Here is a 22,999-nt window from a genome sequence, read left to right as displayed (position 1 = left end):
ACTAAAAGTAATTTCATAAACTTTCGAACCGCCGTATACCGAACGGTACGTACGGTGGTGTGAGAGGTCGGCGCGGTAACGCGCCTCCTACTCGATTATCACCGAGCTGTTGAAATTCTTATTTTTGCTGTGTTTGGTGGCAGTGAATTGGTATGGGGACCAGTGTTTGGAGCTTTATTTTTAACGTTCATGCCAGAGGTATTAAGGTTTATAAGCGAATACCGTTATATGATCTATGGTTTAATCCTAATTGTTATGATGGCTGTCCGTCCTCAAGGGATCATTGATGTACAGTTGCTCCAATGGTTCAAAAAGTGGGGTAAGGCAGCGAAAGGGAGGTCCAAAGATGGTTCTGCAAATCACAAAAATAGGTAAAAGTTTTGGAGGACTTCAAGCCCTGTCTGATGTCTCCTTTTCGATTAATAAAGGTGAGATTTTTGGTCTAATTGGTCCTAACGGTGCTGGAAAGACAACGATGTTTAATGTGATTACAGCGATGTTCCCTCCGACATCTGGAGAGATCTTGTTTTTAGAAGGAAAAATAAACGGACTGAAGTCCCATTCGATCACAAAAAAGGGCATTTGCCGTACCTTTCAAAATATTCGATTGTTCCCTAAGATGACCGCACTCGAAAATGTAATGGTTGGTGTGCATTGTCGTAGTAATGCGGGTGTATGGAGCAGTGTTTTACGAACAAAATCACAGCGAAAGGAAGAGGAGTTTATTAGTTCAAAGGCAAATGAACTTCTTACATTTGTTGGATTAGAAAATTACGGAGACGTTGCTTCAGAAAACTTGGCGTATGGGCAACAAAGAAGACTTGAAATTGCAAGAGCTATGGCTAGCGATCCACAATTATTGCTGTTGGATGAGCCGGCGGCAGGTATGAATGAAACCGAAACCAATGACTTATACCATCTTATAAAAAAAATTCAGAAACAAGGAATAACCGTCTTGTTAATTGAACATGACATGCCACTAGTGATGAAACTGTGTGATCGAATCGCAGTCTTAAACTTCGGTGTGAAAATCGCAGAAGGAACTCCAGAAGAGATTCAAAGCAACCCTGAGGTAATTGTAGCGTACCTAGGTTCAGAGGAGGAAGACATGTATGCTTAAAGTGTCAGGAGTCTCCACATCTTATGGGAAAATTCAGGCGATAAAAAATATAGATCTTCATGTGGAACAAGGGAGTATCGTAACCATTCTTGGGGCGAATGGGGTTGGAAAAACAACCACCATGAAAACCATCGCAGGGTTATTAACACCCAAGCAAGGTAAAGTTGAGTTTATGGGAGAAGACGTGACCGGACTTAGACCTGATCAGCTTGTTCGCAAGGGAATCTCACTCGTTCCAGAGGGAAGGGCAATCCTATCGAACATGACTGTTCTAGAAAACCTAGAAATGGGTGCCTATCATAGAAAAGATAAAGAAATTGAACAGGATATTGAAAAAGAAATGGAACGCTTTCCGATCTTGAAGGAAAGGCAAAAACAACTTGGAGGTACTTTGTCAGGTGGCCAACAACAAATGCTTGCCATCGCAAGGGCATTGCTTACCAAACCTAAACTCCTGTTGCTAGACGAACCCTCAATGGGACTCGCCCCACTAATTGTCGCAGATATTTTTAAAATCATTAAAGAAATTAATCAAGCAGGGACAACGGTTCTGCTTGTTGAACAGAACGCAAGACAGGCATTGAAGATTGCAGACTATGGTTATGTTCTTGAAACAGGGAAAGTTGTAGCTAGTGGAAAGGCAAGTGAGTTGATTAAAGATCCGCGGATTATGGAGGCTTATCTTGGGAAGAAGTCGAGTTAGTAATACAGATAGTAGTGCCTGTTATTGCCAGAATGTTTGGGCGGTGACAGGCATTTTTTGCCTCTATTTATGATACGGTGAACCTTATCATAAGTAAATGAGGTTTTTAGAAAAAGTTTGATGGGAGAAGTGCTATTTTGTTTTTTGAGTGACTAGATGAACATTTGAAACATGAATGGTTGTTTTTGCTCTTGCAATGAATTTGATTTTTTTGTTCAATCAGGATTTTCTTATCAAAATGAAAAAAATCCTGATTGAACACAACTACAAAAAATGGTTGAATTCCTCCATATGCACTTTTGCTGACTTTAATATTCGCCTTTAATTACAAAAAATGAGCCCCGAATTGTTCCAGCAAGTTTAGACTTCTGCCTAGCAAACTTAAACTTTCCTTCTAATTCCTTTGGTACCTCCATCCCCTCAGAAAGCTTAAAACCAACGGCCCGTTTCTTAGGGCCATCAACCGTATACATGACGTTGATCGCAAGACCATCCTCATAAAAGACGTAGGCAAATTTGATATTTTCCACTTGAAAACGTGAAGTCTCTAAAGGTTTGGCAGCAAACTCAATTTCACGTTCTTCTTTCAAAATTCGGTTCACATAATCAAGGGTCTCCTGACTTTCGCTAGCAGGTACAACCGTAAATTCATGCTTATATTTGTTCATAAAGTAACGGGCCTCGTTCGCACGTAAACCAGCAAGCGCTTCTACTACAGGTGAAGACTCTAAATCAACCGTAGACACATTTTTAAAATCAACTATATAGGACATTTCCCATCCCTCCATTTATCTTTTTTTAATAACAGGAATCCACATTTCACCAAAAAGTCCAACCCTCTTTATAGTTTGCGGCTCTTCGGACGCAGCGCCCATGAAGCGATATTGAGTGCAGCGTATGAAAGAGGAAGGATAACATGAAACCCGTATTCACCATAATCGTTAGCAAACGCATGAGACAAAGCCGCACCAGTCATTAAAAAGAAGAGACCAGCGTGAGCCCATTCTTTAAGTCGAGGAAAGCGTGGCACGACGATAGCGATGACTCCAAGTATTTTCCAAGTCCCGAGAATATTCGTGATGTATAATGGGTAACCAATATTCGTCACTAACTCAATGTTTCCCCCCAATTGCATCAGTTGCCCGATACCACTTAACGTAATCGATCCTGCGAGTAGTAATGTGACTGACCAATATGCAATCAATTTTCCTTTGAGCTGGGTTTCTAACTTCGCGGTTGTTTCCGCACCAATAACCTTACTCATTTGATCCCTTCTAATCATTGTTTTAAGTGAAAATTTATTGAATGTTACAAATTTTCCGAATGATCAACTCCTAAATAGACACCTCCCTTTATTTCCTAACAACAGGAATCCACATTTCACCAAATACTAAGCCGTTTCGCTGCCCCATCACAACAGCTGTATTTGGGCCACCAACATAGGCAACATTATTTGCTTCTGGCAAGGCTTCTCCAAAGGCAATGCCAGTTAGCTTGTTACTCAACTCTTCATCTGTATTCGCTTCCCCTTTAACAACGAGGTATTCTCCCTTAGGAAATTGGATAACTCTAGTTGCTTCTGGTAATGTTCCTTCTGTCATGACACCAGCATAATGCATCATCTTGTTATTCACGGCTTCGTTAACGACGAAAATGTATTCATTTGTGGCTAGGGCTTTTAACATGTCAAGCCGTCCATCTTGTTTGACTGACTGCCAAAAGTCTGATTTTTCCTTGTTTATGCCAGCATAGTCTGTGTAATCGCTCGTAAGCTCAATTCCCAAACCTAAAACGATAAAGCTTTCTTTTTCTTCTAAAGTATAATTTGCCATTTTCAAAACCTTCCTCTTTTTTAAAATTTATCAAATGATATGTATTTTCACTTGATAGGTATATAATAGCCTTAAATCATGTCAAAAAGTGACACTGTTTAGGAGGACCCGATGAAAAAAGTTGAACGGATTAATATCATTATGCGGTATATCAACAACCGAGCCCAATTTACAATTTCTGAAATCATGCGAGAATTTAACATCTCTCGTTCGACAGCTATTCGGGATATCAGAGAAATTGAAGCTATGGGGATGCCGCTTGTCGCAGAGGTTGGAAGGGATGGGGGTTATTTTGTCATGAACAACTCTGTTCTGCCCAATGTTCACTTTACCAATAATGAGATCAAAGCTCTTTTTATTGCTTTTATGGCCACAAGAAATCAACAGCTCCCCTATCTAAAGAGTCGTCAGTCTTTAGCTGAAAAAATACTTGGTCTCATCTCAGAAAACCAGCAAGAGACCCTCGTTCTTTTAAATCAAATTTTGCTCTTTGAAGGGACCAACCCCAATAATCCCGACCTACTTGAACTGTCAGACCTCCCTCATCCTATGGTAGAAAAACTTTTTCAAACCCTTCTTTTGGATAGCTATTTATGGATTACCATCAAAGAAAAGAAGGTAATCAAGTCTTATCCAATTTATCTCTTGCACCTTTATCGTGAAAAAAGCGTCTGGCTAATTGAAGGCTTTGACCTAAATGAAGAACAGAATAAGATATTTCCTGTAGACAATCTCACCGATGTAAAACCATACCCTACGAAAAAAAGAGTTAGTAGGAAAAAGATTTTAGAAAAACTAAGTAAGCAGGAAGAAGTGATCAACCTTGTCCTTGAACTTGGTCCAAAGGCGATTGCTCAGTTCAAAAAATACCATCCTTTAAAAGTATCCATTTCCTATACGAATCCTTACCAAACCTCAGCAATTCTAAAGACCTTTATCAATATTAATAATTTAGAAGAATTAACCGAAATGACAAATTGGCTACTTTTCTTAGGTGGGGATATCAAGGTCAGGGAAGTGCCAGAAGAAGTCTTAGAAGATTTACAAGAGAGGTTATTTCTATACTGCCCATAAGCAGCGTAAGTTAAAAAATGAATAATTTGAATTTATAGTAAATTCATCTTTGGTAAGCAAAGGGTAAACTTTATTTAGAGCGTTGCGGAAGAACTGTATCATAATTAAATGTGGTTTAAGAATAAACAGTTAGATCTAAGTACGCTTATGTTCTAACTGTTTATTCATATGTAGTATTTCAAAACGATTATTTATACATAAATCTAAATGATTAGCAAAAATTGTTTTCGTAAAAACACTTGTAAGTTTTATATAGTTAGATAATTTGTAAATAAAGCTTTAGGAAATAAGTGGGATTTATTAAAATATACTTATTAACTGATCAATGGAGGTACTGCATGGAATTATGGGATGTGTATGATATAAATCGAAATAAAACAGATCGTACTTGGGTTCGTGGAGAAGAGCTTCAACCTGGTGATAATCATTTAGTTATTCATGTATGCATTTTTAATTCAAATGGGGACATGCTCATTCAACAAAGGCAACCCTTCAAAGAGGGATGGCCAAATATGTGGGATCTTACTGTGGGAGGGAGCGCAATAGCTGGGGATACAAGTCAAACTGCAGCACAAAGAGAATTGTATGAAGAGATTGGATTGAAATTAGATTTTCAGCAAATACGACCTCATTTAACAATTAACTTTGAAAAAGGCTTTGATGACATTTATTTAATTGAAAAAAATGTGCAGTTACATATGCTCACTTTACAGTATGAGGAGGTACAAAACGTGAAATGGGCAAGCAAGGGAGAAATTTTGACTATGATCAAAAACGGAGAATTTATTCCTTATTATGAAAGCCTTATTCAATTACTATTTGATGGCCGAAAGCAGCGTGGCTCCATTCAAGGGCAATAGAATAGAGATAAACCAATATTGATTACCTCATCTATTTCTTCTAAAGACATCGTCAATTCAAATATGGAGTTATAATCAAATCCTGAAAAATAGTTTGTTAACAACGTTTATATCTATAATATATAACAACCTCACTTAGACCACTTACGGTGAACCTTATCATAAGTAAATGAGGTTTTCTCAAATATGTATGTGAAATGAAAATTTCCAATGGGCTGACAAATAATTTTTTAGAGGATATGAGATATAACCTTTAGCGATAAAAAGCTGTAACAAACAAGTATTAAGAATAATAATTGTATGTTACAGCTTTATTATTGTTTGAAGTACCTTAAATTTTTGAAAGGAGAGGTGCTCTTATAGGGCATTCTATACTCTTCCTTAGTTTTAATCCTTTAAACATGACCCAACCTACATTTTAGCGAGTTCATTCATCCAATCAAAAATGTATACGAAAAGTCCTAGTAAGTATAAAATAGGACAGTTAGCATTTTGGAGTTAGAAGGGTGATAACTATGTTAAAAGCATATGCTTTGCTAACGTTTTGTGTCATGGTGTGGGGAAGCAATTTTGTATTTGGAAAGATATTAGTCCAAGATTTTTCCCCAGCTCTGTTAACCATGCTAAGACTTTTGTTTATTGTACTATTTTTAATTGGATTATCCTTTAACAAAAAACACTTATTACGAGTTAATAAATCAGATTTACTCGCGGTATTTTTTCTAGGGGTTATTGGTGTATTTATCAACCAATGGTCTTTTTTTGTAGGATTACAAACAGCGGATCCAACAACATCTGCATTAATTTTGGCAACTACCCCTATTTTAACTAGCGTATTAGCTGCCATCTTTTTAAAAGAAAAATTAACCATTCAGATGTTGATGGGGTCTATTGTGGCAATCATTGGTATTTATTTTGTTGTAGCAAAAGGCAATATATCTTCTTTGCATATCGATAAAGGTCTATTATGGATAGTTATAACGATGATAACATTCGCCATTATGATTATTATGACGAGACTTCTTTCTCATAGAGTAGATCCACTTACCATTACTTTATATTCAAATGTTGTAGGCTTGATTGTGTCGATTCCTTTTGCTTTTTTACTAGACACTCCCTTACAAATAAGCTCTAAGATGTCGGATTGGTCTTTTCTGATTGGAACTGCCGTTGTTGTACACGGTATAGCAACGTTGATTTGGAATAACAACATTAGACATGTTGATGCTTCAAAGGCTTCAATATTATCTAATTTAGAACCTTTTGTAGCAATGATAATGGGATTGATATTGCTATACAAACCAATAACTGGAGCAGAAATTTTAGGATCACTATTTATAGTGGGAGGAGTAGTACTATCTACGTATCAACAAAAAAAGCTAAATAGCCTTTCGAATTAACAAGACCTAAATCATAAAAAACTTTAACATAGCCTAAATATAAGAAGAACTATTTAAAATATTTACTCGGAGTGGACGGAGAAAGTGAACTATGTTAAGAGCAGACCATAACAGATTTTAAAATTGATGATTATCTACTGGATTTCTTTTTCAAATACAATAAATATAAGCTTCCTCTCTAATAGAAAAACCACTAATTATTGAACCTCATTTAGATAAGTCACGGTGAACCGTATCATAAGTAAGTGCGTTTTTTTTCTGAAAAACAGATACAGCACCTTTCCATTTAGTGTGGAAGGTTCTGTTTTGATTAGATGAACAACTGCTGCAAAATATTCACAATATTTTTATGAACATTTGCTACTCTCTACCTCATTTTTCCCTATATAGTCTATGAAAAGAATTTCCTTAGAAGAAGGGCAGTGGTGGAAGATGGCAAAATATCGAATGGTGCGGACTGATTTTTGGAAGAATCCGATTGTTTCAGAAGAGATGACCCCGGAGGATAAGTATTTTTACCTTTATCTTCTTACGAATCCACATACGACTCAAATTGGAATCTATCGAATTACGAAAAAACAAATGGCTTTTGATTTGGGTTATTCGATTGAGAGTGTTCATTCGTTAATGGAACGATTCATCAGTCATCACAAGTTGATTTGTTACAATCCTGAAACAAGAGAGCTCGCCATTAAAAACTGGGGCAAAGAGAACCTGCATAAAGGTGGGAAACCGGTCATGGATTGTATTTTATCCGAATTAAAAGAAGTCGAGGATACCTCGCTTATTCGGTATGTTTCGGAAACTATTCAAAAACCGGAAATTCGTAGCCTCTATGAATCTTTTTGTGAGCCTGAAAATGAAAATGATCCATATCTAGATAATGAATGTGAAGAATTTGACGATACGTTGCTGCATCGTTCTACGATACGTGGACAAAAAGAAAAAGAAAAAGAAAAAGAAAAAGAAAAACAACAACAAAAAGCTTTTAACCCCAATATAGAGATCAATCCAGATAAAGAGAATCAATCACAAAATCAAAAAACGAAAGATGTGAAAGAAATTGTTGAGTTTTGGGACAACAATGGATTTGGTTTTTCAAATCTGAATGGTAAACAGCAGCTGTTATCTTGGTTAGATTATTCTAGCTTTTTACAGCCGAAAGATGTGCTGTTAAAAGCGATGACGATTGCCTGTGCCAATAACAAGAGAAAGCTGAACTATGTTGTTGGGATCTTAAAAAACTGGGAAAATGAATCGTTATTGACTGTTGAAGATATTGATTTCTACCATGATAACCAAAAGCCTGTATCAAAGCAAAAGCAAATAACCGAATCGTTTCCGGCTGGTAGATCGATTCCAAGTGGATTTGAACTTAATTTAACGGCAGGTGAAGACTGATGAGAATTACTTAAAAAGCGTTATCAGGATGCTTGATGATGGCGGAGTGCATACTCAGGGGATACCGTCATTCAAGCTGTACAACTGGGAAGTACTAAAGATCCCATGCCTCACTACCCAAAATTTGTCGAAAATAAATCGACAAACTTCGGGCGGTGACCAGGCGCTTCTTATTAACAAGATTTAAATCAATGCTTGCTCCCTCTTTATTTAAATTCTTTATTACATCTTTGTTTAGAATTATAATATATCTTAAAGTAAGATTAAGGGGGGAGTAAAATGGAAAGTGTCAACCAAGTAACTTGTGAGAAAAGGTCCTATTCTAGGGAGTTTAAATCTCACCAACATGAGTTTGGCCAATTTCTATTTCCATTACAAGGCTCCTTAGATATACAAACGAAGTGGCAAGAGATAAATCTTAACTCAGATTACTGTTTTTATCTTCCTCCAAGGTTTGATCATAACTATCGATCAATAGACAGGAATGAATTTTTGATCTTAGATATTTCAACGCAATATTTACCAAAAGATACAAGCAGCATGTATTTGCGGTTGGATAAACAATGGGCTTCTATCCGTTATTTGCTATTGGAAGAGGCGAAGAGTAACGAGAACATATCCTCCTTGGTAGATTTGACTAGATATGTGACCAACAAACTTCAAATCTCTAAACCTCCTTCTATTGACTATATTCATAATCATTATAAGGAGCCAATTAGATTAGAAACTTTAGCAAAAATAGAACATTACCATCCAGTATATTATTCAGCATGGTTTAAGAAAAAAACCGGGAAAAGCCCAAAAATTTATATATCTGAACTTCGTTTGAGAGAGGCTAGACATCTAGTAATTGGAACAGAATGGTCCATGTCGAAGATTAGTGAGGAATTAGGTTTTGAGAATTCTTCATCGTTTACAAGGTGGTTTGTTAGTTGTGAGGGAATATCTCCACAAAAATATAGAAATCTTAATAATGGATAAAAAGGATATTAAACTTGGTAAAGAAAATTCACAAGAAATTTTCTATTATAAGTTTGAACATTCTTTTTATTTTTTTTTCTGGAGGTGAGCAAAATGAAGCGGAAATTGTCTCCTTTTTTAATATTACTTGCAGCAGTACTTTGGGGGACCACGGGCACAACTCAGGCACTTGCGCCGGAAACAGCACACCCGATTGCTATTGGGGCTACTCGCTTAGCGGTAGGAGGTATATTTTTAGTATTAATAGTTCTAATAATGGGGAAATTCAACTTTAAAAATTGGCCAATCAAGACAACCATATTGGCTTCTTTAAGTATGGCATTGTATCAACCATTATTTTTCTCGGCAGTTTCGATTACGGGAGTAGCCATTGGGACAGTGGTAGCAATTGGGAGTGCACCTATTTTATCCGGTCTCATAGAATGGCTATATTTAAAAATTCGTCCATCTAAAGTATGGTGGTACTCTACAATCTTATCAATTTTAGGTTGTCTAATGCTCTTTGGTAATAAAGAATCAGTATATGTAGACTCTGTTGGAATAATAATGGCTCTTGGGGCTGGGTTATCCTTTGCTAGTTATACTCTTATAAGTAGAAATTTGGTTAAAAACCATTCGTCATTATCAGTAGTAGCAGTTGTTTTTACTCTTAGTGCAATCTGTTTATCTCCATTTTTATTTGTTTTTGATATGTCTTGGGTAATGAGTTTTCGAGGTGTGAGTGTAAGTCTTCAACTTGGTATTATGGCTACTGGGATAGCATATTTACTTTTTGCCAAAGGTCTTACCCATGTCTCTTCATCAACTGCAGTTACACTTGCGTTAGCAGAACCATTAACAGCAGCATTATTAGGAGTTTTCATATTAGGCGAATACTTAAACATAATTTCTTGGTTAGGGATTCTCCTCTTAATGCTAGGAATCGGAATATTAATATGGTCGTCTAAAAATTCTAGTAGTGAAAAGGAACTTAGGATGGTCCAGAAATGAGTGACATTAAAATTGTAAAAAGGTGGTTAGCTCAGTATGGCAAAAATTGAAGACTTTCTAAAACTAGATATTCGTGTAGGAACGGTCATCAATGCAACAACTTTTCCTGAAGCAAGAATACCTGCTATAAAACTAGAAATTGACTTTGGAGAAGAGATTGGGATAAAACATTCTTCCGCTCAAATTACACGTAGATACGTTCCTGAACAACTTTGTGGACGTCAAGTGGTAGGAGTAGTTAATTTTCCACCCATGCGTATTGCAGGGTTTAAATCTGAGGTATTGGTAATAGGAGGGGTTCCGGAAGAGGGGGATGTTGTTCTATTAAAGCCTGATGAACTTATTAGGAATGGAACAAGAATCTCATAAATACATTTGAAGTGATTGTATTTAATAAAAAGTTAACTTACCAATGAATGATGAATAACCGTATCATAAGTAAATGAGGCTTTTATATCTGTGGAATAAAATTTGACCATTACTTACTATGCTCTAATAGAAATCACTATAGGTAGTTGCTAAGGATTAAATTGGATATATTTAACAAAAATTTATCACATAGAAATATGTGTTCTTCTTTACTAAACTTCAACTTTAAGTTTAGAGGTTTTTTACATAGATAATTGAGTTTGTGTTCTAGAATACTTTTTTGAAAAAGTTTAAGGCGTGTAAATTATGATAGCAATTATTGTTAATTCAGATTGTTCGGAATTAATTTGACATTAAGTGAATTAAATTATATAGTGGAAAACATAAATTAAATATAATTTCTTATCTAGAGATGTGGAGGGACTTGGCCCTATGATACCTCGGCAGCGGGTTTTTACCTTTTGTAAAAATACTGTGCTAAATCCAACGGACGTAAGTTTGAAAGATAAGAAGAGCCTTTACGAGATAATTAAATTAAAAGTTTACTCTTTTATTTATTTGCCTAAGTATATGCCTCTTCTGTCTAATGACGGAAGAGGCATTTTTCGTTTAGTAGGACTTATAAAATGTAAATTGGACAAATGGAATCAAGCAAGCTTTAGTTTTGAACAAACCTCTATGTTATACATCTCTGAAAATAAATTCTTTAACTTAAAATACATGGGGGGCGGACTTTATGATTGAATTTCAAAATGTTAAAAAATTATATGAAACAAAGAAACAAATTGTCGAAGCGTTGAAGGGAATTAATTTAACAGTTGAAAAAGGGGATATTTTCGGTGTCGTCGGTTATAGTGGAGCCGGAAAAAGTACGTTGATTCGGTTAGTCAACCTCCTTGAGCGCCCTTCAGAAGGACAGGTTCTTGTTGGAGGAAAGGCATTAACCTCTTTAAAACCGAAAGAATTGAGAGCAGAGAAGAAAAAAATTGGGATGATCTTTCAACATTTTAATCTGCTAAACTCCAAAACTGTTTTTGATAATGTGGCTATGCCACTCGTTTTATCTGGAACTCCCAGTAAAGAAGTCAAACAAAGAGTAGAAGAGCTATTGGAGTTTGTTGGCTTATCAAACAAATCAAAGAATTATCCAGAGCAATTATCTGGGGGTCAAAAGCAAAGGATTGGCATTGCAAGAGCGTTGGCCACTAATCCATCGGTCCTTTTGTGTGATGAAGCAACGTCTGCATTGGATCCTCAAACTACGAGTGCCGTATTGCAGCTCTTAAAGAAAATCAATAATGAATACAACATTACTATTTTACTAATTACACATGAAATGTCTGTGATTAAGGAAATATGCAATAAGGTAGCGGTGATGGAAGGTGGAAGGGTCGTCGAACAAGGATCTGTGCTTGACGTATTTTCTAAACCACAAACAGATATAGCTAAAAACTTTGTGCGAACGGTTATCCATGATGAAGTTCCACAAAGCTTTATTAAAAATAATGAAAAGGATGCTCCGGTAATTTGGAAAATTAATTTTGTAGGATCAACGTCAGGTAAGCCATTATTGTCAACAATTGCAAAAAAATATGATGTTCATCTAAATGTTCTATCAGCTAATATATCTGAGATTCAAGAAACTCCTTTTGGAAATTTAATTATTGAAGTGACTGGTGACAAAAAAGAGATCGATAAGACATTCCAATATATTAAAGACGAGGATATCCTCGTACAGGAGGTGAAGATAAATGGATAACACATTTTGGGGAATGGAGATAACAGCAGAGCAATTGTTAACGGGTTTTGGCGATACACTTTATACGGTGGCTCTTTCGCTGTTATTTTCCGGACTGATTGGACTTCCGCTTGGCATTTTACTTGTTATTACAAGGAAGGATCATGTTTTAGAAAATAAATGGATTTTTAATATTTTGAATCCAGTTATAAATATTTTACGATCTGTTCCATTCATTATTTTGCTCGTTGCACTCATTCCCTTTACAAGGCTCATGGTAGGAACAGCAATCGGTACAAATGCCGCTATCGTACCTCTTGTCTTTTATGCTGCTCCTTATATTGCACGTCTAGTCGAAAACTCTCTATTGGAAGTGGATAAAGGAATCATAGAGGCGGCTCAGGCAATGGGAGCGACGACATGGCAAATTATTTACCGCTTTTTGATTCCTGAGGGGCTTAGTTCATTAATTCTTACCTTTACAACTGCAACAATCGGTTTAGTTGGAGCCTCGGCTATGGCTGGTGCAGTTGGTGCAGGTGGTGTAGGGGATCTAGCTTTATCATATGGCTATCAAAGGTTTGATACGATGACAATGGTTGTAACTGTAGCAGCACTTGTTATCATTGTTCAATTATTACAATCTACTGGGAATATTGTTTCAAAAAAAATAAGAAGAAGATAACAACTATGGAGGGTAAGGGAAATGAAGAAAATTTTAGTATCAATACTGGTATTGGCGCTAGCTGCATTTGCAGTGGCCTGTGGAAATGGAAGTGATGAATCCGTAGAGGGTTCAGATGAACTAAAAAAAGTTAAAGTTGGCGTAAGTAGTGGGGATACTAGGATATGGGATTACATTGTTGGAATAGCAGAAGAAGAGGGACTGGATATCGAGCTTGTTAAGTTTAGTGATTATATCTTACCAAACGTTTCTTTAAACGAAGGGGAGATAGATGCGAATGCATTCCAGACAATTTCTTGGTTTGATGAGGCAGTAACTAACCAAAATTTAGAGTTAGAGGCTATTGGATCGACTATAATTGCTCCTATGGGTCTCTATTCTAAAAAATATACTGACCTTGAAGATATTAAAGATGGCGCTACTATCGCAGTTCCGAATGAAGGTACGAATTTTGGTCGAGCATTGTTGCTTCTTCAAGAAGCAGGTCTGATTACCTTAACAGAGGATTTTGAAGGAATTGGTTCTATAGAAAAAATTGCTACCAATCCAAAAAAATTAAAATTTGAAGCTGTGTCTGCAGGAAATACGCCGCGTTTCTTAGATGACGTAGATGCATCGATCATTAATAACAATTTTGCTGTTGAAGCAGATCTTATGTTAGAGGATGCTTTATTCCATGAAAGTGAAACTGCAAAACCCTATATTAATATCATTGCAGTTAAAAAGGGAGATGCTGATCGACCTGAACTGCAAAAACTAGTGGAAATTTACCAATCAAAAGAAGTGAAAGATTTTATTATGAAAGAATATAAAGGAAATTCGATCCCGACATTTGTGTCTTTAGACGAATTATTAAATTATAAAGATGCATGGACGAAACCTGTAGAAGGAAAATAATACTATACCACAGTGCCTGTCACTGCCCGAATGTTAATAACAGGGTGGTGACAGGCATCTTTTAAATAAAAATTAGTGAAAAGGAATACATTTTAATGTTGTTTTACTTAAGGTAAAGTGAACCTTACCATAAGTAAATGAGGTTTTATTAGACATTATTGTAAGATTGCGTGATCATTTATTTATAATAAATTTTTTTATTTTTCCTTCTAGAAGCACCGTATCGTATTTCTATAAATATTTAATTAACTTTTAATACTTTGTTAAGACATTGTTTCCAGGGAGTTAAGTATTAGAGGATACAATGTAATTAAGTCGACGAGAGTATTTAGTAAATAATTATATTGATAATAGTAGAAATGCTACAAAATTTGGAGGAAATAATATGAAGAAACTAATAATGTTATTATGTATTGCAAGCATGGCTCTAATTCTTTCAGCCTGTCAATCTGAACTAACCGAAAAAGTAAAAGCTGCAAAAGTGGAAAAAACAGAAATAAATGAACCTAAAACCGCAAAGCTAGAAAAGAAATCGGATGATAAGGTAACCACAGGGCAAGAAATGGCTAGGATTCTAAGTAGAACAAATTGGCAAGGAACAAAAGTCTATGATAAAAATAAAAATGACTTAACAAAAGAAAACGCAAACTTTATTGGTCTTGCGAAATATGACAATGAAACAGCCAGATATGAATTTTTCGATAAAACGACAAAAGAAAGTCGTGGGGACAAAGGAACTTTCTTTATAACTAATGATGGGAAGATTAGAGTATTAATTTCAGAATCAATGGGCTATCAAGCTATTGTTGAAATATCAGAACTTAATAAAGATATGTTCACCTATAAAAGAATGGGTAAAGATGCTAATGGTAATGACATAGAGGTGTTCGTTGATCATATTCCTTATAATGAAACAGAACTTTCCTTTACCGATCCAGATAAGACTTTGGAAAGTACTACAGGAGAAGTAGTGACATACGTTGATGGAGATAAAGTTTTATCTAGCACCTTATGGCAGGGAACGGTAGTGTTAGATGAACAAGGTAATGATGTTTCAAGCTATAATTCGAATTTCTTAAGTCTTGCAAAATATGATAACAAAACAAACAAATATGAATTTTTCGATGCAAAAACAGGGCAAAGTCGCGGCGATTATGGATATTACGATGTTGTTCATGGAAATAAGATAAGAGCACATGTTTCACATGGAATGAAGTATGGTGCAGTTCTTGAGCTTACAGAGCTTAATGAAAATAAATTCACTTATAAAAGAAAGGGGAAAGATAAAGATGGAAAAGAAATAACTATTACCGTTGAGCATATACCTTATAATGGTGATTTCAAGCTAAAATTCACTAAATAATATTCACTTCCTATAGGACTGAACAACATGAAGGTAAACAAGGAACGGTAATCTCCGTTCCCTTTTTAGTTTGGCTTTGTTAGTTATCCATACATTTATTAGTACTCTTTGGAAAATCTGTTATTTTACGAAACCGGCTTTTTTATTTCTTTACAAAGGAGTACTATTTTTTATTACTCTGTCAATTATTGAATTTACCATGAAGTTTTAACTGTTTAGGAGGGATTGCATGTCAATCCGTTTGAGAATGTTACTATCCTATACAGCCATGTTGGTTGTAACCATAGGGCTTTTTATTATTTGTGGATTGTTAATGATTTTAGCTATTACAGGAGATATAAGTAGTATTAAACATTTATACGCAAATCATTACACACATAAACCCATAACAGCTCAAGAAGAGAATGTATTTTTAGATTTGAAGTATTTAGCAAAAAAACAGCCAGATCGATTATTAGATAATAGTTCTCTAAAATCATTTGATGAGAAGTTAAAATACGTACCATCTGCCCTTGTTATCCGAAAAGGGACTCAAATTATTTATAAGACTGATAAGCTAATATCCATTAAAAGTGCAGACGAACTCCCTGCCTTCGAGCCTTCAAATATTCAAGTTAGGGATACTATTAGTTACGGGAAATATTATTTCTCTTATGTGAAATTTGACTTTTATTTTGCTGATCAAGAAAAAGGCAGCATCTTTATTATTAAGAAAGTTAGTCCATATGTAGCATTATCGAAGAATCTATTTCCTATTTTAATAGGTGTGTTACTTATTTTATTAATCATAACGAATGGTATTCTTCATTACTTAGTTACGAGAAGTATTGTAAAACCCTTGTATTCATTGAAACTTGCGTCAGAAGAAATAAGGGATGGGAACTTAAATTATAAAGTGACAGCAAGAACAAAGGATGAGATTGGACAATTAAGTATGGCATATGAAGAAATGCGTCAAAGGTTAAAAGAATCAATAGATTTGCAGCTAAGATATGAAGAGAATCGAAAAGAACTTATTTCAAATATTTCTCATGATTTAAAAACACCTATTACGGCTATAAAAGGATATGTAGAAGGGATTAGAGACGGAGTTGCTGATACTCCTCAAAAAAAGGACAAATATCTTTCAACGATTTATAGGAGAGCATCAGATATGGATTCTCTAATCGATGATTTATTTCTTTTTTCAAAGCTAGATTTAAAAAAGATTCCATTTAATTTTGAAGAAATAGATATGGTTCGTTACATCAAGTACTTTATTGAAGAACTAAGCTGGGATTTTGAAGAACAAGGTATCAAAGTACAAAGCAATGTTGATCTGGATAGCCATGAGTTCGTGATAGCAGACAGAGAGAAATTAAAGCGGGTTTTCGTTAATATTATACAAAATTCCTTAAAACATATGAAAAAGAATGAAAAGATTTTACGATTTTCAGTAGCAAACAGAGGTAAGCATATCGAGATTGAAATAAGCGATAACGGAAATGGGATTGAACCTGCCGCTCTACCTCATTTATTTGATCGCTTTTATCGCGAAGATAATGCCAGAAATACCTCAACAGGTGGAAGTGGACTTGGATTAGCCATTGCCAAACAAATTATTGGTGAGCATGGTGGAGAAATTTGGGCAACAAGTGAAATTCGAAAAGGAACGAATATATTCTTTACACTTCAATATGCCAAAAAGTGAGGTGAGTGAATTGAAAAAGATTTTGATTATTGAGGATGACCCGAGCATTGGAGAACTTCAAAGGGATTATCTTGAAATAAATGGTTTTAACGTCGAATTAATTGAATCTGGAAGAGAGGGACTTGAACAAGCTCTTACTATTGAATACGATTTGATCATATTAGATCTAATGTTACCTCACGTAGATGGATTTGAGATTTGCCGGCAGGTTCGTGCTGTTAAAGAAATTCCGATTTTAATCGTATCAGCGAAGAAAGAAGATATCGACAAGATTAGAGGCCTTGGACTTGGAGCGGATGATTATGTCATTAAGCCATTTAGTCCAAGTGAGCTTGTTGCAAGGGTTAAGGCACATTTAGCTCGTTATGACCGATTGAGTGGAAATAAGCAAGTAGGTAAACAGGAAATACGTATAAGAGGATTAACTATAGAAGAGACATCACGCAGAGTTTATGTAAATAATAACGAAGTGAATCTAACTGCAAAAGAGTTCGAGCTGCTAACATTTCTTGCTAAACATCCTAATCGTGTTTTTAGTAAAGAGGAGCTATTTGAGTTGATATGGGGACTGGACTTAGCGGGGGATATCACAACTGTAACTGTCCATATCAGAAAGATTCGTGGGAAAATTGAAATGGAACCTGCAAATCCGCAATTTATTGAAACGGTGTGGGGTGCCGGGTACCGATTTTCTGTCTAAATATGAAAATCATTTAATGAGGGGAGTCAAAGGGTGTAAGTGAAAAAAACTTTATTCTTAGTCATAACCGCATTGTTTTTGATTGGATGTCAAAACTCTGAAGTGTCAGAAGACAGTACATCGGAAGGGAAATTGGAACAAATGAAAGAGCAATTTTTTCAAGCTGTTGAAAAAGGGCAGGTCATTGAAATGGAAAATTTTATAAATGAAGGAATGGACATAAATGTCGTTGGTGATAAGGGAAGAACCGCAGCTATGATTGCTGCTTACGCCAATCGTCCGGAAACAGTCAAAGTGTTAATTGAAAGAGGAGCAGATATAGATATTCAAGATGATATGGAAAATAACCCTTTCCTTTATGCAGGAGCAGAAGGTTATTTGGAAATATTGAAACTCACAATTGTGGCTGAGGCTAATCCAAAACTATTAAATAGATATGGTGGTACAGCACTAATTCCAGCTTCTGAACATGGTTATGTTGAGGTCGTAAAAGAGCTTCTTGAGAATACCGATATCGATGTGAATCATGTTAATAATCTTGGCTGGACAGCATTAATGGAAGCAATTGTTCTAAGTGACGGAGGAAAAGATCAACAGGAAACAATCAAATTATTAATTGAGTATGGAGCAGATGTGAATATCCCTGATTCAAAAGGTGTCACTCCCCTTCAACATGCAAAATCTAGAGGATTTACTGAAATAATTGAAATACTTCATAGTGTGGGAGCGAAATAAGGTGAGTTAGGGTTGAGAGGCTTTGTGGATTTTCACCAGCTACAAGTAAAAGAATATTAAAGGATTTAAGAGAGCAGGAAAAAAGTAGTTTTAGAAGGTTAATCTAAATCCAACAAATATAAATTAAAAAATTGAGCCGAAAAGTTGAGTTCAACAAACCATAAAAAACCTCATTTAGATGTGATACGGTGAACCGTATCACAAGTAAATGAGCTTTTTAATAAGTTAAATCGAAGTAAAATAAATATATATACAAGTAAAATCAAAGAAGAATTAATAAAAAAAGAAATAGTTACCGTTAATGGTCACTATTTCTATTTCTTTTTTGACATATAGAAAGTATAAAATTTGATATTAAGTCTGCGTTTCGCAAGTCCAGCTCCAGCGCCTAGCCCCTCGAGGTCATAAGTCAATTCTAAATTGAAGGCAAAGAACGCCTTCTACCCTAGAATCGCCTTATGCTTGTCGGGGCTGAACAAGGCGCTTGCGCTTTTTAATAATGGTAGACACTAGATACAAAAGTTGAGGATAAACAGAGCTTAGAAAATGTCATTAAGTTCGGTATCTGAATAGATGGAAATTAAAACAACTGCTTTCCCATCTCCTATATTTTTAACGAAATGTGGTACACTTGCGTTCCAACTAAAGGAATCCCCTTCGTCGATGATCATAGAATCTTCGCCCTGTTCTGCAAGGACTTTGCCCTCCAACACTAAATGACATTCCTCTCCTTCATGGGCAATTGCTTCACCCATTGAAGCACCAGGAGGAAATTCGACCAGCATCATTCTTAATCCACCCTTGGACGTTAAATGCTCTATTTTCAGGTTGTTTAAAGTAGAGTAAGTTCTTTCAGCTTTTCTAACTACTCTCATGTGCTGTTTCTTTTCTAACAATAAATAGGGTAGAGGTACTCCAAGAAATTTTGATATTGTTTGCAAAGTGTTAAGGGATGGAGAGGTGTTATTGTTTTCGATATTGCTGATAAAGCCTTTTGAAAGTCCTGTATCTTCACACATTTGAGCAATGGTGATTTTTTTCCTATTTCGTATTGCGCGAATTTTTGAGCCTATTTCCAAATTATCCACCTCAATGTAGTTTCCTAATAAAAAACTTAATTCTATCTTAGCAAAAGAATGGTTGACAATCTACAACGAGGTTGTTATCTTATAGATAATAAATATTCGTATTAGAAAACACGAAAAATCATTTCAGCGCTTTTTTTTACTTAGATGTTTTTATATATGAATCTATTATTTTTATATGATAACAAAAAGGTTGTTTTCAAATCCATAATTTATATATAACGCTGAGATAAAATGCAACTAGTTAATAGGTTTAAACCATATTTCAAGAAGGGATGATGAAAGTTGAATTCACCAATGATATATGAGCTTCGTCGACCGCGACAAATCGATCCAAATAAAACGTATCCTGCCCTTTTCGTGATGCATGGTATCGGGAGTAATGAACAAAACATGCTGTCGTTGGTAAATGGATTGGAAGAGCAATTTTACATTTTCAGTATTCGTGGTCATTTGGAACAGCCTCCCGGATTCGCTTACTTTACGATTCAAGGATATGGGAAGCCTCATCGAGAGGTGTTTGATCAAGCTATTAGTAAACTTCGAAGCTTTATTGATTATGCTTCAGATCAATATCCTTTAGATTTAAGTCAATTGTACTTACTCGGCTTTAGTCAAGGGGCTATTCTTTCAATGACTCTTGGTTTGACACTAGGGGATCGAATAAAGGGTATTATTGCCCTAAGTGGATACATTCCTGCATTCGTCAAGGATGAATATAACGTAAAATCAGTCAATCAAATGTCCTTATTTATTTCTCATGGGGAAATGGATCAAGTGTTGCCATATGAGTGGGGCAAGGATAATAATGAGTATTTTCAAGGGTTGGGTGCAACCGTAATGTTTAAAACGTATCAAGAAGGACATACAGTATCGGTGCAAAATCACGATGATTACGTGAAATGGTTACTCGATTCATTGGAAAAGTAAAGAATTAAACATTTAAGGAGATGATTTCATGCTTCCGTCTTTTTTTATCGCTCATGGAGCACCGTTAATTGCCATTGAGAACAATGAGTACACTCAGTTTTTAAGTCACTTAGGTCAAGGATTGCCAAGACCAAAAGCGATTGTTTTATTTTCGGCTCACTGGGAATCAAGTACACAAAAAGTAAGCAGCGTCGACGAGTATAGTACGATCTATGATTTTGGTGCATTTCCCGAAGAATTGTTTCGCATTCAATATCCGGCAAAGGGAAATGAAGAGATAACCAAAGAAATTCAGGACCTGTTCAAGAACCAAGGTGTTTCTTTTGAAATTGATACGAAACGTGGTTTAGATCATGGTGCCTGGGTCGTTCTAAGATTGCTGTATCCAAATGCGGAAATCCCTGTCATTTCGATGTCAATCAATCCGCAGCTTTCTCCGGAGGAGCAGTATAGGGTCGGAAAATCTTTATCAGAATTAAGGGAGAAGGACGTTTTAATTATCGGCAGTGGAGGAACGGTGCATAATCTCAGAGCGTTGAATTGGGCCAAAGATAATGGGGAAGTTGATGATTGGGCACTGAATTTTGATGAATGGTTATCAAGTCATTTGGAAAATTGGGATCTAGCATCACTTTACAACTACGATTCTTTAGCATCTACCGCTAAACTTGCAGTACCGCCATATGGAAATGAGCATTTTGTTCCGATATTCTACGCAATGGGTGCAGCAGATAAACAACAAACAGCAAAGTTATTACACCGTAGCTATCGATATGGGAATCTAAGTCACAGCGTTTGGCAATTTGGTTGATAGTCATTGTTACCAACGATACAAGTATTAAGCAATTTAAAAAATTGATCATTTGGAGGAAATAAAATGAATAAATTTGAGGCAAGTACGTTGATGTTAAGAGTAATTTTAGGAATTAGTTTTTTTATACACGGGTTAGCCAAATTCCAAGGTGGAATTGAGAATATTGTTGGATGGTTTGATAGCATTGGTCTACCTGGGGGACTAGCTTATGTTGTAGCATTAATCGAAATGGTTGGTGGATTCGCATTAATCATTGGATTAGGTACTAGAATTGTTTCCGTTTTACTATCACTAGTAATGATTGGGGCTATTTTTAAAGTGAAATTAGCAGCTGGCTTTATGGGTGATGGACAATCAGCTGGTTATGAATTAGATTTAGCTTTCTTAGCGATTGCTGTATTTCTTTCGATAAATGGCAGTAAAATGTTTGCTGTCGATCAATTGATTCTTAATTGGCAGAGTAATAAAAACCAAAACAATCAAGCAGCTTAATAATGTATTTTTTTAAAAGATAAAATTCCAAGTGAGCATTACTTCTCTAGAAGTAGTGCTTTCTTTTAATAAAATAAAAAGGAGGTAGAAGATGCCAATTATCCAAATTACCCTACTTGAAGGAAGAGAACCAGAAATAGTTGAACAATGCATTCGAAATGTAGCAAGTACTGTTCACGAATCACTTGGGGCTCCTTTATCTACAATTCGTGTTTACGTTAACGAAGTACCTAAAAATTATTATGCAGTAGGGGATAAATTAAAAAGTGAAAAATAAGAAAGGGAATAGGGGGATTTTCTTGATTGACTACAGAGAGTTAGCTGAGTTATTAATAAAAGCGGAAGAAAATCAATATGCCGTTTCTTGTATTACCGATAAATTTCCTGACTTCGATTTATCAATGGGTTATGTAGTTCAGGATGAACTGATCAAAATGAAAAAGAGTCAGGGGCATGAGATCATTGCTTTCAAAATGGGAATAACCAGTGAAGCCAAGATGAAGCAAATGAATGTCGATGAACCAATTTACGGTACTGTCTTCGACTATATGTTGGTACCGGATAAAGGCGAAATTGTAATGGAGGAATTTATTCATCCGAAAATAGAGGCTGAAATCGCCTTTATTCTCGCAGAAGATATTGAGGGTCCAGCGATAACAGGGGCGGAAGTGCTTGCAAAAACGAAAGGGATTCTACCTGTTTTTGAAATCATTGATAGCAGGTATGAGAATTTCAAATTTAAACTTCCTGACGTGATTGCAGATAATACATCTGCTTCTAGGGTAGTTTTTGGAGACAAAGTTTTCGATCCTAAAGAATTCGACCTTGAAAAGATTCGGGTAACATTAATAATAAACGGGGAGTTAAAAGCAAATGGCACGAGTGCTGCCGTATTAGGCAACCCAGCAAACTCAGTAGCCATGTTAGCGAACATGCTTTTTAGCCATGGAAAGGGAAAAATACCTAAAGGCTCCATCATCTTAACTGGCGGAATTACAGAAGCGATCTTGTTAACAAAAGGAGATCATGTCATTTCAAACTATGATGGAATGGGTGATATTTCATTTAATGTTAGATGAGACTATGTGTCACGAAATGTGAAGGCTGAAGTTAATAATAATTAAATATGTTAGACTTGTA

General features: G+C 35.7%; 25 protein-coding genes, 1 pseudogene and 1 riboswitch. Of the genes and pseudogenes, 22 read left to right on the top strand and 4 right to left on the bottom strand.

The window, feature by feature from the left end:
- Nucleotides 1-96: 96 nt before the first annotated feature.
- The 3 genes and pseudogenes from ACFFIX_RS16245 to ACFFIX_RS16235 form a co-directional block, all read left to right on the top strand.
- Nucleotides 97-375: pseudogene (locus ACFFIX_RS16245) on the top strand (branched-chain amino acid ABC transporter permease); the annotation flags it as partial.
- Nucleotides 347-1,120, top strand: coding sequence for an ABC transporter ATP-binding protein (locus ACFFIX_RS16240; protein WP_378935788.1), 774 nt, complete (start codon nucleotides 347-349; stop codon nucleotides 1,118-1,120). The pseudogene ACFFIX_RS16245 and the gene ACFFIX_RS16240, both read left to right, overlap by 29 nt.
- Nucleotides 1,113-1,823 carry an ABC transporter ATP-binding protein gene (locus ACFFIX_RS16235; RefSeq protein WP_378935787.1) on the top strand — a complete coding sequence of 237 codons (711 nt, stop codon included), beginning with the start codon at nucleotides 1,113-1,115 and terminating at the stop codon, nucleotides 1,821-1,823. Before ACFFIX_RS16240 ends, ACFFIX_RS16235 begins: the two co-directional genes overlap by 8 nt.
- Nucleotides 1,824-2,131: 308 nt before the next feature.
- Here ACFFIX_RS16235 and ACFFIX_RS16230 read toward each other — a convergent pair whose 3' ends face one another.
- From ACFFIX_RS16230 to ACFFIX_RS16220, 3 genes are all read right to left on the bottom strand, one after another.
- Complete coding sequence (locus ACFFIX_RS16230) at nucleotides 2,132-2,596, bottom strand: DUF8821 family protein (RefSeq protein WP_378935785.1); 465 nt, start codon at nucleotides 2,594-2,596, stop codon at nucleotides 2,132-2,134.
- 68 nt (nucleotides 2,597-2,664) lie between these two features.
- Nucleotides 2,665-3,087: a DoxX family protein gene (locus ACFFIX_RS16225; RefSeq protein WP_378935784.1), complete on the bottom strand. Its 423-nt coding sequence runs from the start codon at nucleotides 3,085-3,087 to the stop codon at nucleotides 2,665-2,667.
- Between the two features lie 88 nt (nucleotides 3,088-3,175).
- Nucleotides 3,176-3,655 (bottom strand): GyrI-like domain-containing protein, encoded by a 480-nt coding sequence (locus tag ACFFIX_RS16220; protein ID WP_378935782.1) that lies wholly within the window; start codon nucleotides 3,653-3,655, stop codon nucleotides 3,176-3,178.
- Between the two features lie 111 nt (nucleotides 3,656-3,766).
- Between ACFFIX_RS16220 and ACFFIX_RS16215 the strand changes: the two genes are divergently transcribed.
- The 14 genes from ACFFIX_RS16215 (at nucleotide 3,767) to ACFFIX_RS16150 (ending at nucleotide 18,538) form a co-directional block, all read left to right on the top strand.
- A complete protein-coding gene (locus ACFFIX_RS16215) occupies nucleotides 3,767-4,729 on the top strand; it encodes a helix-turn-helix transcriptional regulator (protein WP_378935780.1) in 963 nt (320 codons plus the stop codon).
- A 338-nt stretch (nucleotides 4,730-5,067) separates the two neighbouring features.
- Nucleotides 5,068-5,589 (top strand): NUDIX hydrolase, encoded by a 522-nt coding sequence (locus ACFFIX_RS16210; protein ID WP_378935778.1) that lies wholly within the window; start codon nucleotides 5,068-5,070, stop codon nucleotides 5,587-5,589.
- 515 nt (nucleotides 5,590-6,104) lie between these two features.
- On the top strand, nucleotides 6,105-6,989 hold the full coding sequence (locus ACFFIX_RS16205; RefSeq protein ID WP_378935776.1) for a DMT family transporter: 885 nt from the start codon (nucleotides 6,105-6,107) through the stop codon (nucleotides 6,987-6,989).
- Nucleotides 6,990-7,421: 432 nt separating this feature from the next.
- Nucleotides 7,422-8,390, top strand: a complete 969-nt coding sequence (locus tag ACFFIX_RS16200; protein ID WP_378935774.1) for a DnaD domain protein — start codon at nucleotides 7,422-7,424, stop codon at nucleotides 8,388-8,390.
- Nucleotides 8,391-8,669: 279 nt separating this feature from the next.
- The gene (locus ACFFIX_RS16195; RefSeq protein ID WP_378935772.1) at nucleotides 8,670-9,371 is read left to right on the top strand and encodes an AraC family transcriptional regulator; all 702 of its coding nucleotides are present in this window, start codon (nucleotides 8,670-8,672) and stop codon (nucleotides 9,369-9,371) included.
- A gap of 93 nt (nucleotides 9,372-9,464) precedes the next feature.
- The gene (locus ACFFIX_RS16190; RefSeq protein ID WP_378935770.1) at nucleotides 9,465-10,361 is read left to right on the top strand and encodes an EamA family transporter; all 897 of its coding nucleotides are present in this window, start codon (nucleotides 9,465-9,467) and stop codon (nucleotides 10,359-10,361) included.
- A gap of 36 nt (nucleotides 10,362-10,397) precedes the next feature.
- Nucleotides 10,398-10,730, top strand: coding sequence for a chaperone CsaA (gene csaA, locus ACFFIX_RS16185; RefSeq protein WP_378935768.1), 333 nt, complete (start codon nucleotides 10,398-10,400; stop codon nucleotides 10,728-10,730).
- Between the two features lie 399 nt (nucleotides 10,731-11,129).
- A riboswitch (SAM riboswitch) is annotated at nucleotides 11,130-11,242 on the top strand.
- Nucleotides 11,243-11,466: 224 nt separating this feature from the next.
- The gene (locus tag ACFFIX_RS16180) at nucleotides 11,467-12,489 is read left to right on the top strand and encodes a methionine ABC transporter ATP-binding protein (protein ID WP_378935766.1); all 1,023 of its coding nucleotides are present in this window, start codon (nucleotides 11,467-11,469) and stop codon (nucleotides 12,487-12,489) included.
- A gap of 13 nt (nucleotides 12,490-12,502) precedes the next feature.
- Nucleotides 12,503-13,153, top strand: a complete 651-nt coding sequence (locus ACFFIX_RS16175; protein WP_378935807.1) for a methionine ABC transporter permease — start codon at nucleotides 12,503-12,505, stop codon at nucleotides 13,151-13,153.
- A gap of 21 nt (nucleotides 13,154-13,174) precedes the next feature.
- A complete protein-coding gene (locus ACFFIX_RS16170) occupies nucleotides 13,175-14,050 on the top strand; it encodes a MetQ/NlpA family ABC transporter substrate-binding protein (protein WP_378935764.1) in 876 nt (291 codons plus the stop codon).
- A gap of 385 nt (nucleotides 14,051-14,435) precedes the next feature.
- Nucleotides 14,436-15,413, top strand: a complete 978-nt coding sequence (locus ACFFIX_RS16165) for a DUF4822 domain-containing protein (RefSeq protein WP_378935762.1) — start codon at nucleotides 14,436-14,438, stop codon at nucleotides 15,411-15,413.
- Between the two features lie 229 nt (nucleotides 15,414-15,642).
- Nucleotides 15,643-17,103, top strand: coding sequence for a sensor histidine kinase (locus tag ACFFIX_RS16160; protein WP_378935760.1), 1,461 nt, complete (start codon nucleotides 15,643-15,645; stop codon nucleotides 17,101-17,103).
- A gap of 10 nt (nucleotides 17,104-17,113) precedes the next feature.
- The gene (locus ACFFIX_RS16155; protein ID WP_378935805.1) at nucleotides 17,114-17,803 is read left to right on the top strand and encodes a response regulator transcription factor; all 690 of its coding nucleotides are present in this window, start codon (nucleotides 17,114-17,116) and stop codon (nucleotides 17,801-17,803) included.
- A 39-nt stretch (nucleotides 17,804-17,842) separates the two neighbouring features.
- Complete coding sequence (locus ACFFIX_RS16150; protein WP_378935758.1) at nucleotides 17,843-18,538, top strand: ankyrin repeat domain-containing protein; 696 nt, start codon at nucleotides 17,843-17,845, stop codon at nucleotides 18,536-18,538.
- 539 nt (nucleotides 18,539-19,077) lie between these two features.
- Here the strand turns inward: ACFFIX_RS16150 and ACFFIX_RS16145 are convergent.
- Entirely contained in the window at nucleotides 19,078-19,617 is a 540-nt protein-coding gene (locus ACFFIX_RS16145; protein ID WP_378935803.1) for a cupin domain-containing protein, read from the bottom strand.
- A 303-nt stretch (nucleotides 19,618-19,920) separates the two neighbouring features.
- Between ACFFIX_RS16145 and ACFFIX_RS16140 the strand changes: the two genes are divergently transcribed.
- The 5 genes from ACFFIX_RS16140 (at nucleotide 19,921) to ACFFIX_RS16120 (ending at nucleotide 22,938) form a co-directional block, all read left to right on the top strand.
- Complete coding sequence (locus ACFFIX_RS16140; protein WP_378935756.1) at nucleotides 19,921-20,553, top strand: alpha/beta hydrolase; 633 nt, start codon at nucleotides 19,921-19,923, stop codon at nucleotides 20,551-20,553.
- A 28-nt stretch (nucleotides 20,554-20,581) separates the two neighbouring features.
- Complete coding sequence (locus ACFFIX_RS16135; protein WP_378935754.1) at nucleotides 20,582-21,364, top strand: dioxygenase family protein; 783 nt, start codon at nucleotides 20,582-20,584, stop codon at nucleotides 21,362-21,364.
- Between the two features lie 66 nt (nucleotides 21,365-21,430).
- A complete protein-coding gene (locus ACFFIX_RS16130) occupies nucleotides 21,431-21,859 on the top strand; it encodes a DoxX family protein (RefSeq protein ID WP_378935752.1) in 429 nt (142 codons plus the stop codon).
- Between the two features lie 91 nt (nucleotides 21,860-21,950).
- Entirely contained in the window at nucleotides 21,951-22,136 is a 186-nt protein-coding gene (gene thmT / locus ACFFIX_RS16125; RefSeq protein ID WP_378935750.1) for a 2-hydroxymuconate tautomerase, read from the top strand.
- A 16-nt stretch (nucleotides 22,137-22,152) separates the two neighbouring features.
- Nucleotides 22,153-22,938, top strand: a complete 786-nt coding sequence (locus ACFFIX_RS16120) for a 2-keto-4-pentenoate hydratase (protein WP_378935801.1) — start codon at nucleotides 22,153-22,155, stop codon at nucleotides 22,936-22,938.
- Nucleotides 22,939-22,999 lie beyond the last annotated feature (61 nt).

This window comes from Metabacillus herbersteinensis (genome assembly GCF_042433335.1).
Classification (GTDB): domain Bacteria; phylum Bacillota; class Bacilli; order Bacillales; family Bacillaceae; genus Metabacillus; species Metabacillus herbersteinensis.
Note: the sequence above shows the minus strand (reverse complement) of the source record. Positions and strands in the feature narration are given on the sequence as shown.

Coding starts and splice junctions, on each gene's coding strand:
- ACFFIX_RS16235 (WP_378935787.1), top strand. CDS start 1,113: ATGCTTAAAGTGTCAGGAGTCTCCACATCTTATGGGAAAATTCAGGCG.
- ACFFIX_RS16130 (WP_378935752.1), top strand. CDS start 21,431: ATGAATAAATTTGAGGCAAGTACGTTGATGTTAAGAGTAATTTTAGGA.
- ACFFIX_RS16175 (WP_378935807.1), top strand. CDS start 12,503: ATGGAGATAACAGCAGAGCAATTGTTAACGGGTTTTGGCGATACACTT.
- ACFFIX_RS16230 (WP_378935785.1), bottom strand. CDS start 2,596: ATGTCCTATATAGTTGATTTTAAAAATGTGTCTACGGTTGATTTAGAG.
- ACFFIX_RS16220 (WP_378935782.1), bottom strand. CDS start 3,655: ATGGCAAATTATACTTTAGAAGAAAAAGAAAGCTTTATCGTTTTAGGT.
- ACFFIX_RS16205 (WP_378935776.1), top strand. CDS start 6,105: ATGTTAAAAGCATATGCTTTGCTAACGTTTTGTGTCATGGTGTGGGGA.
- ACFFIX_RS16200 (WP_378935774.1), top strand. CDS start 7,422: ATGGCAAAATATCGAATGGTGCGGACTGATTTTTGGAAGAATCCGATT.
- ACFFIX_RS16140 (WP_378935756.1), top strand. CDS start 19,921: ATGATATATGAGCTTCGTCGACCGCGACAAATCGATCCAAATAAAACG.
- ACFFIX_RS16225 (WP_378935784.1), bottom strand. CDS start 3,087: ATGAGTAAGGTTATTGGTGCGGAAACAACCGCGAAGTTAGAAACCCAG.
- ACFFIX_RS16215 (WP_378935780.1), top strand. CDS start 3,767: ATGAAAAAAGTTGAACGGATTAATATCATTATGCGGTATATCAACAAC.
- ACFFIX_RS16160 (WP_378935760.1), top strand. CDS start 15,643: ATGTCAATCCGTTTGAGAATGTTACTATCCTATACAGCCATGTTGGTT.
- csaA (WP_378935768.1), top strand. CDS start 10,398: ATGGCAAAAATTGAAGACTTTCTAAAACTAGATATTCGTGTAGGAACG.
- ACFFIX_RS16165 (WP_378935762.1), top strand. CDS start 14,436: ATGAAGAAACTAATAATGTTATTATGTATTGCAAGCATGGCTCTAATT.
- ACFFIX_RS16190 (WP_378935770.1), top strand. CDS start 9,465: ATGAAGCGGAAATTGTCTCCTTTTTTAATATTACTTGCAGCAGTACTT.
- ACFFIX_RS16240 (WP_378935788.1), top strand. CDS start 347: ATGGTTCTGCAAATCACAAAAATAGGTAAAAGTTTTGGAGGACTTCAA.
- ACFFIX_RS16210 (WP_378935778.1), top strand. CDS start 5,068: ATGGAATTATGGGATGTGTATGATATAAATCGAAATAAAACAGATCGT.
- ACFFIX_RS16195 (WP_378935772.1), top strand. CDS start 8,670: ATGGAAAGTGTCAACCAAGTAACTTGTGAGAAAAGGTCCTATTCTAGG.
- ACFFIX_RS16170 (WP_378935764.1), top strand. CDS start 13,175: ATGAAGAAAATTTTAGTATCAATACTGGTATTGGCGCTAGCTGCATTT.
- ACFFIX_RS16135 (WP_378935754.1), top strand. CDS start 20,582: ATGCTTCCGTCTTTTTTTATCGCTCATGGAGCACCGTTAATTGCCATT.
- thmT (WP_378935750.1), top strand. CDS start 21,951: ATGCCAATTATCCAAATTACCCTACTTGAAGGAAGAGAACCAGAAATA.
- ACFFIX_RS16180 (WP_378935766.1), top strand. CDS start 11,467: ATGATTGAATTTCAAAATGTTAAAAAATTATATGAAACAAAGAAACAA.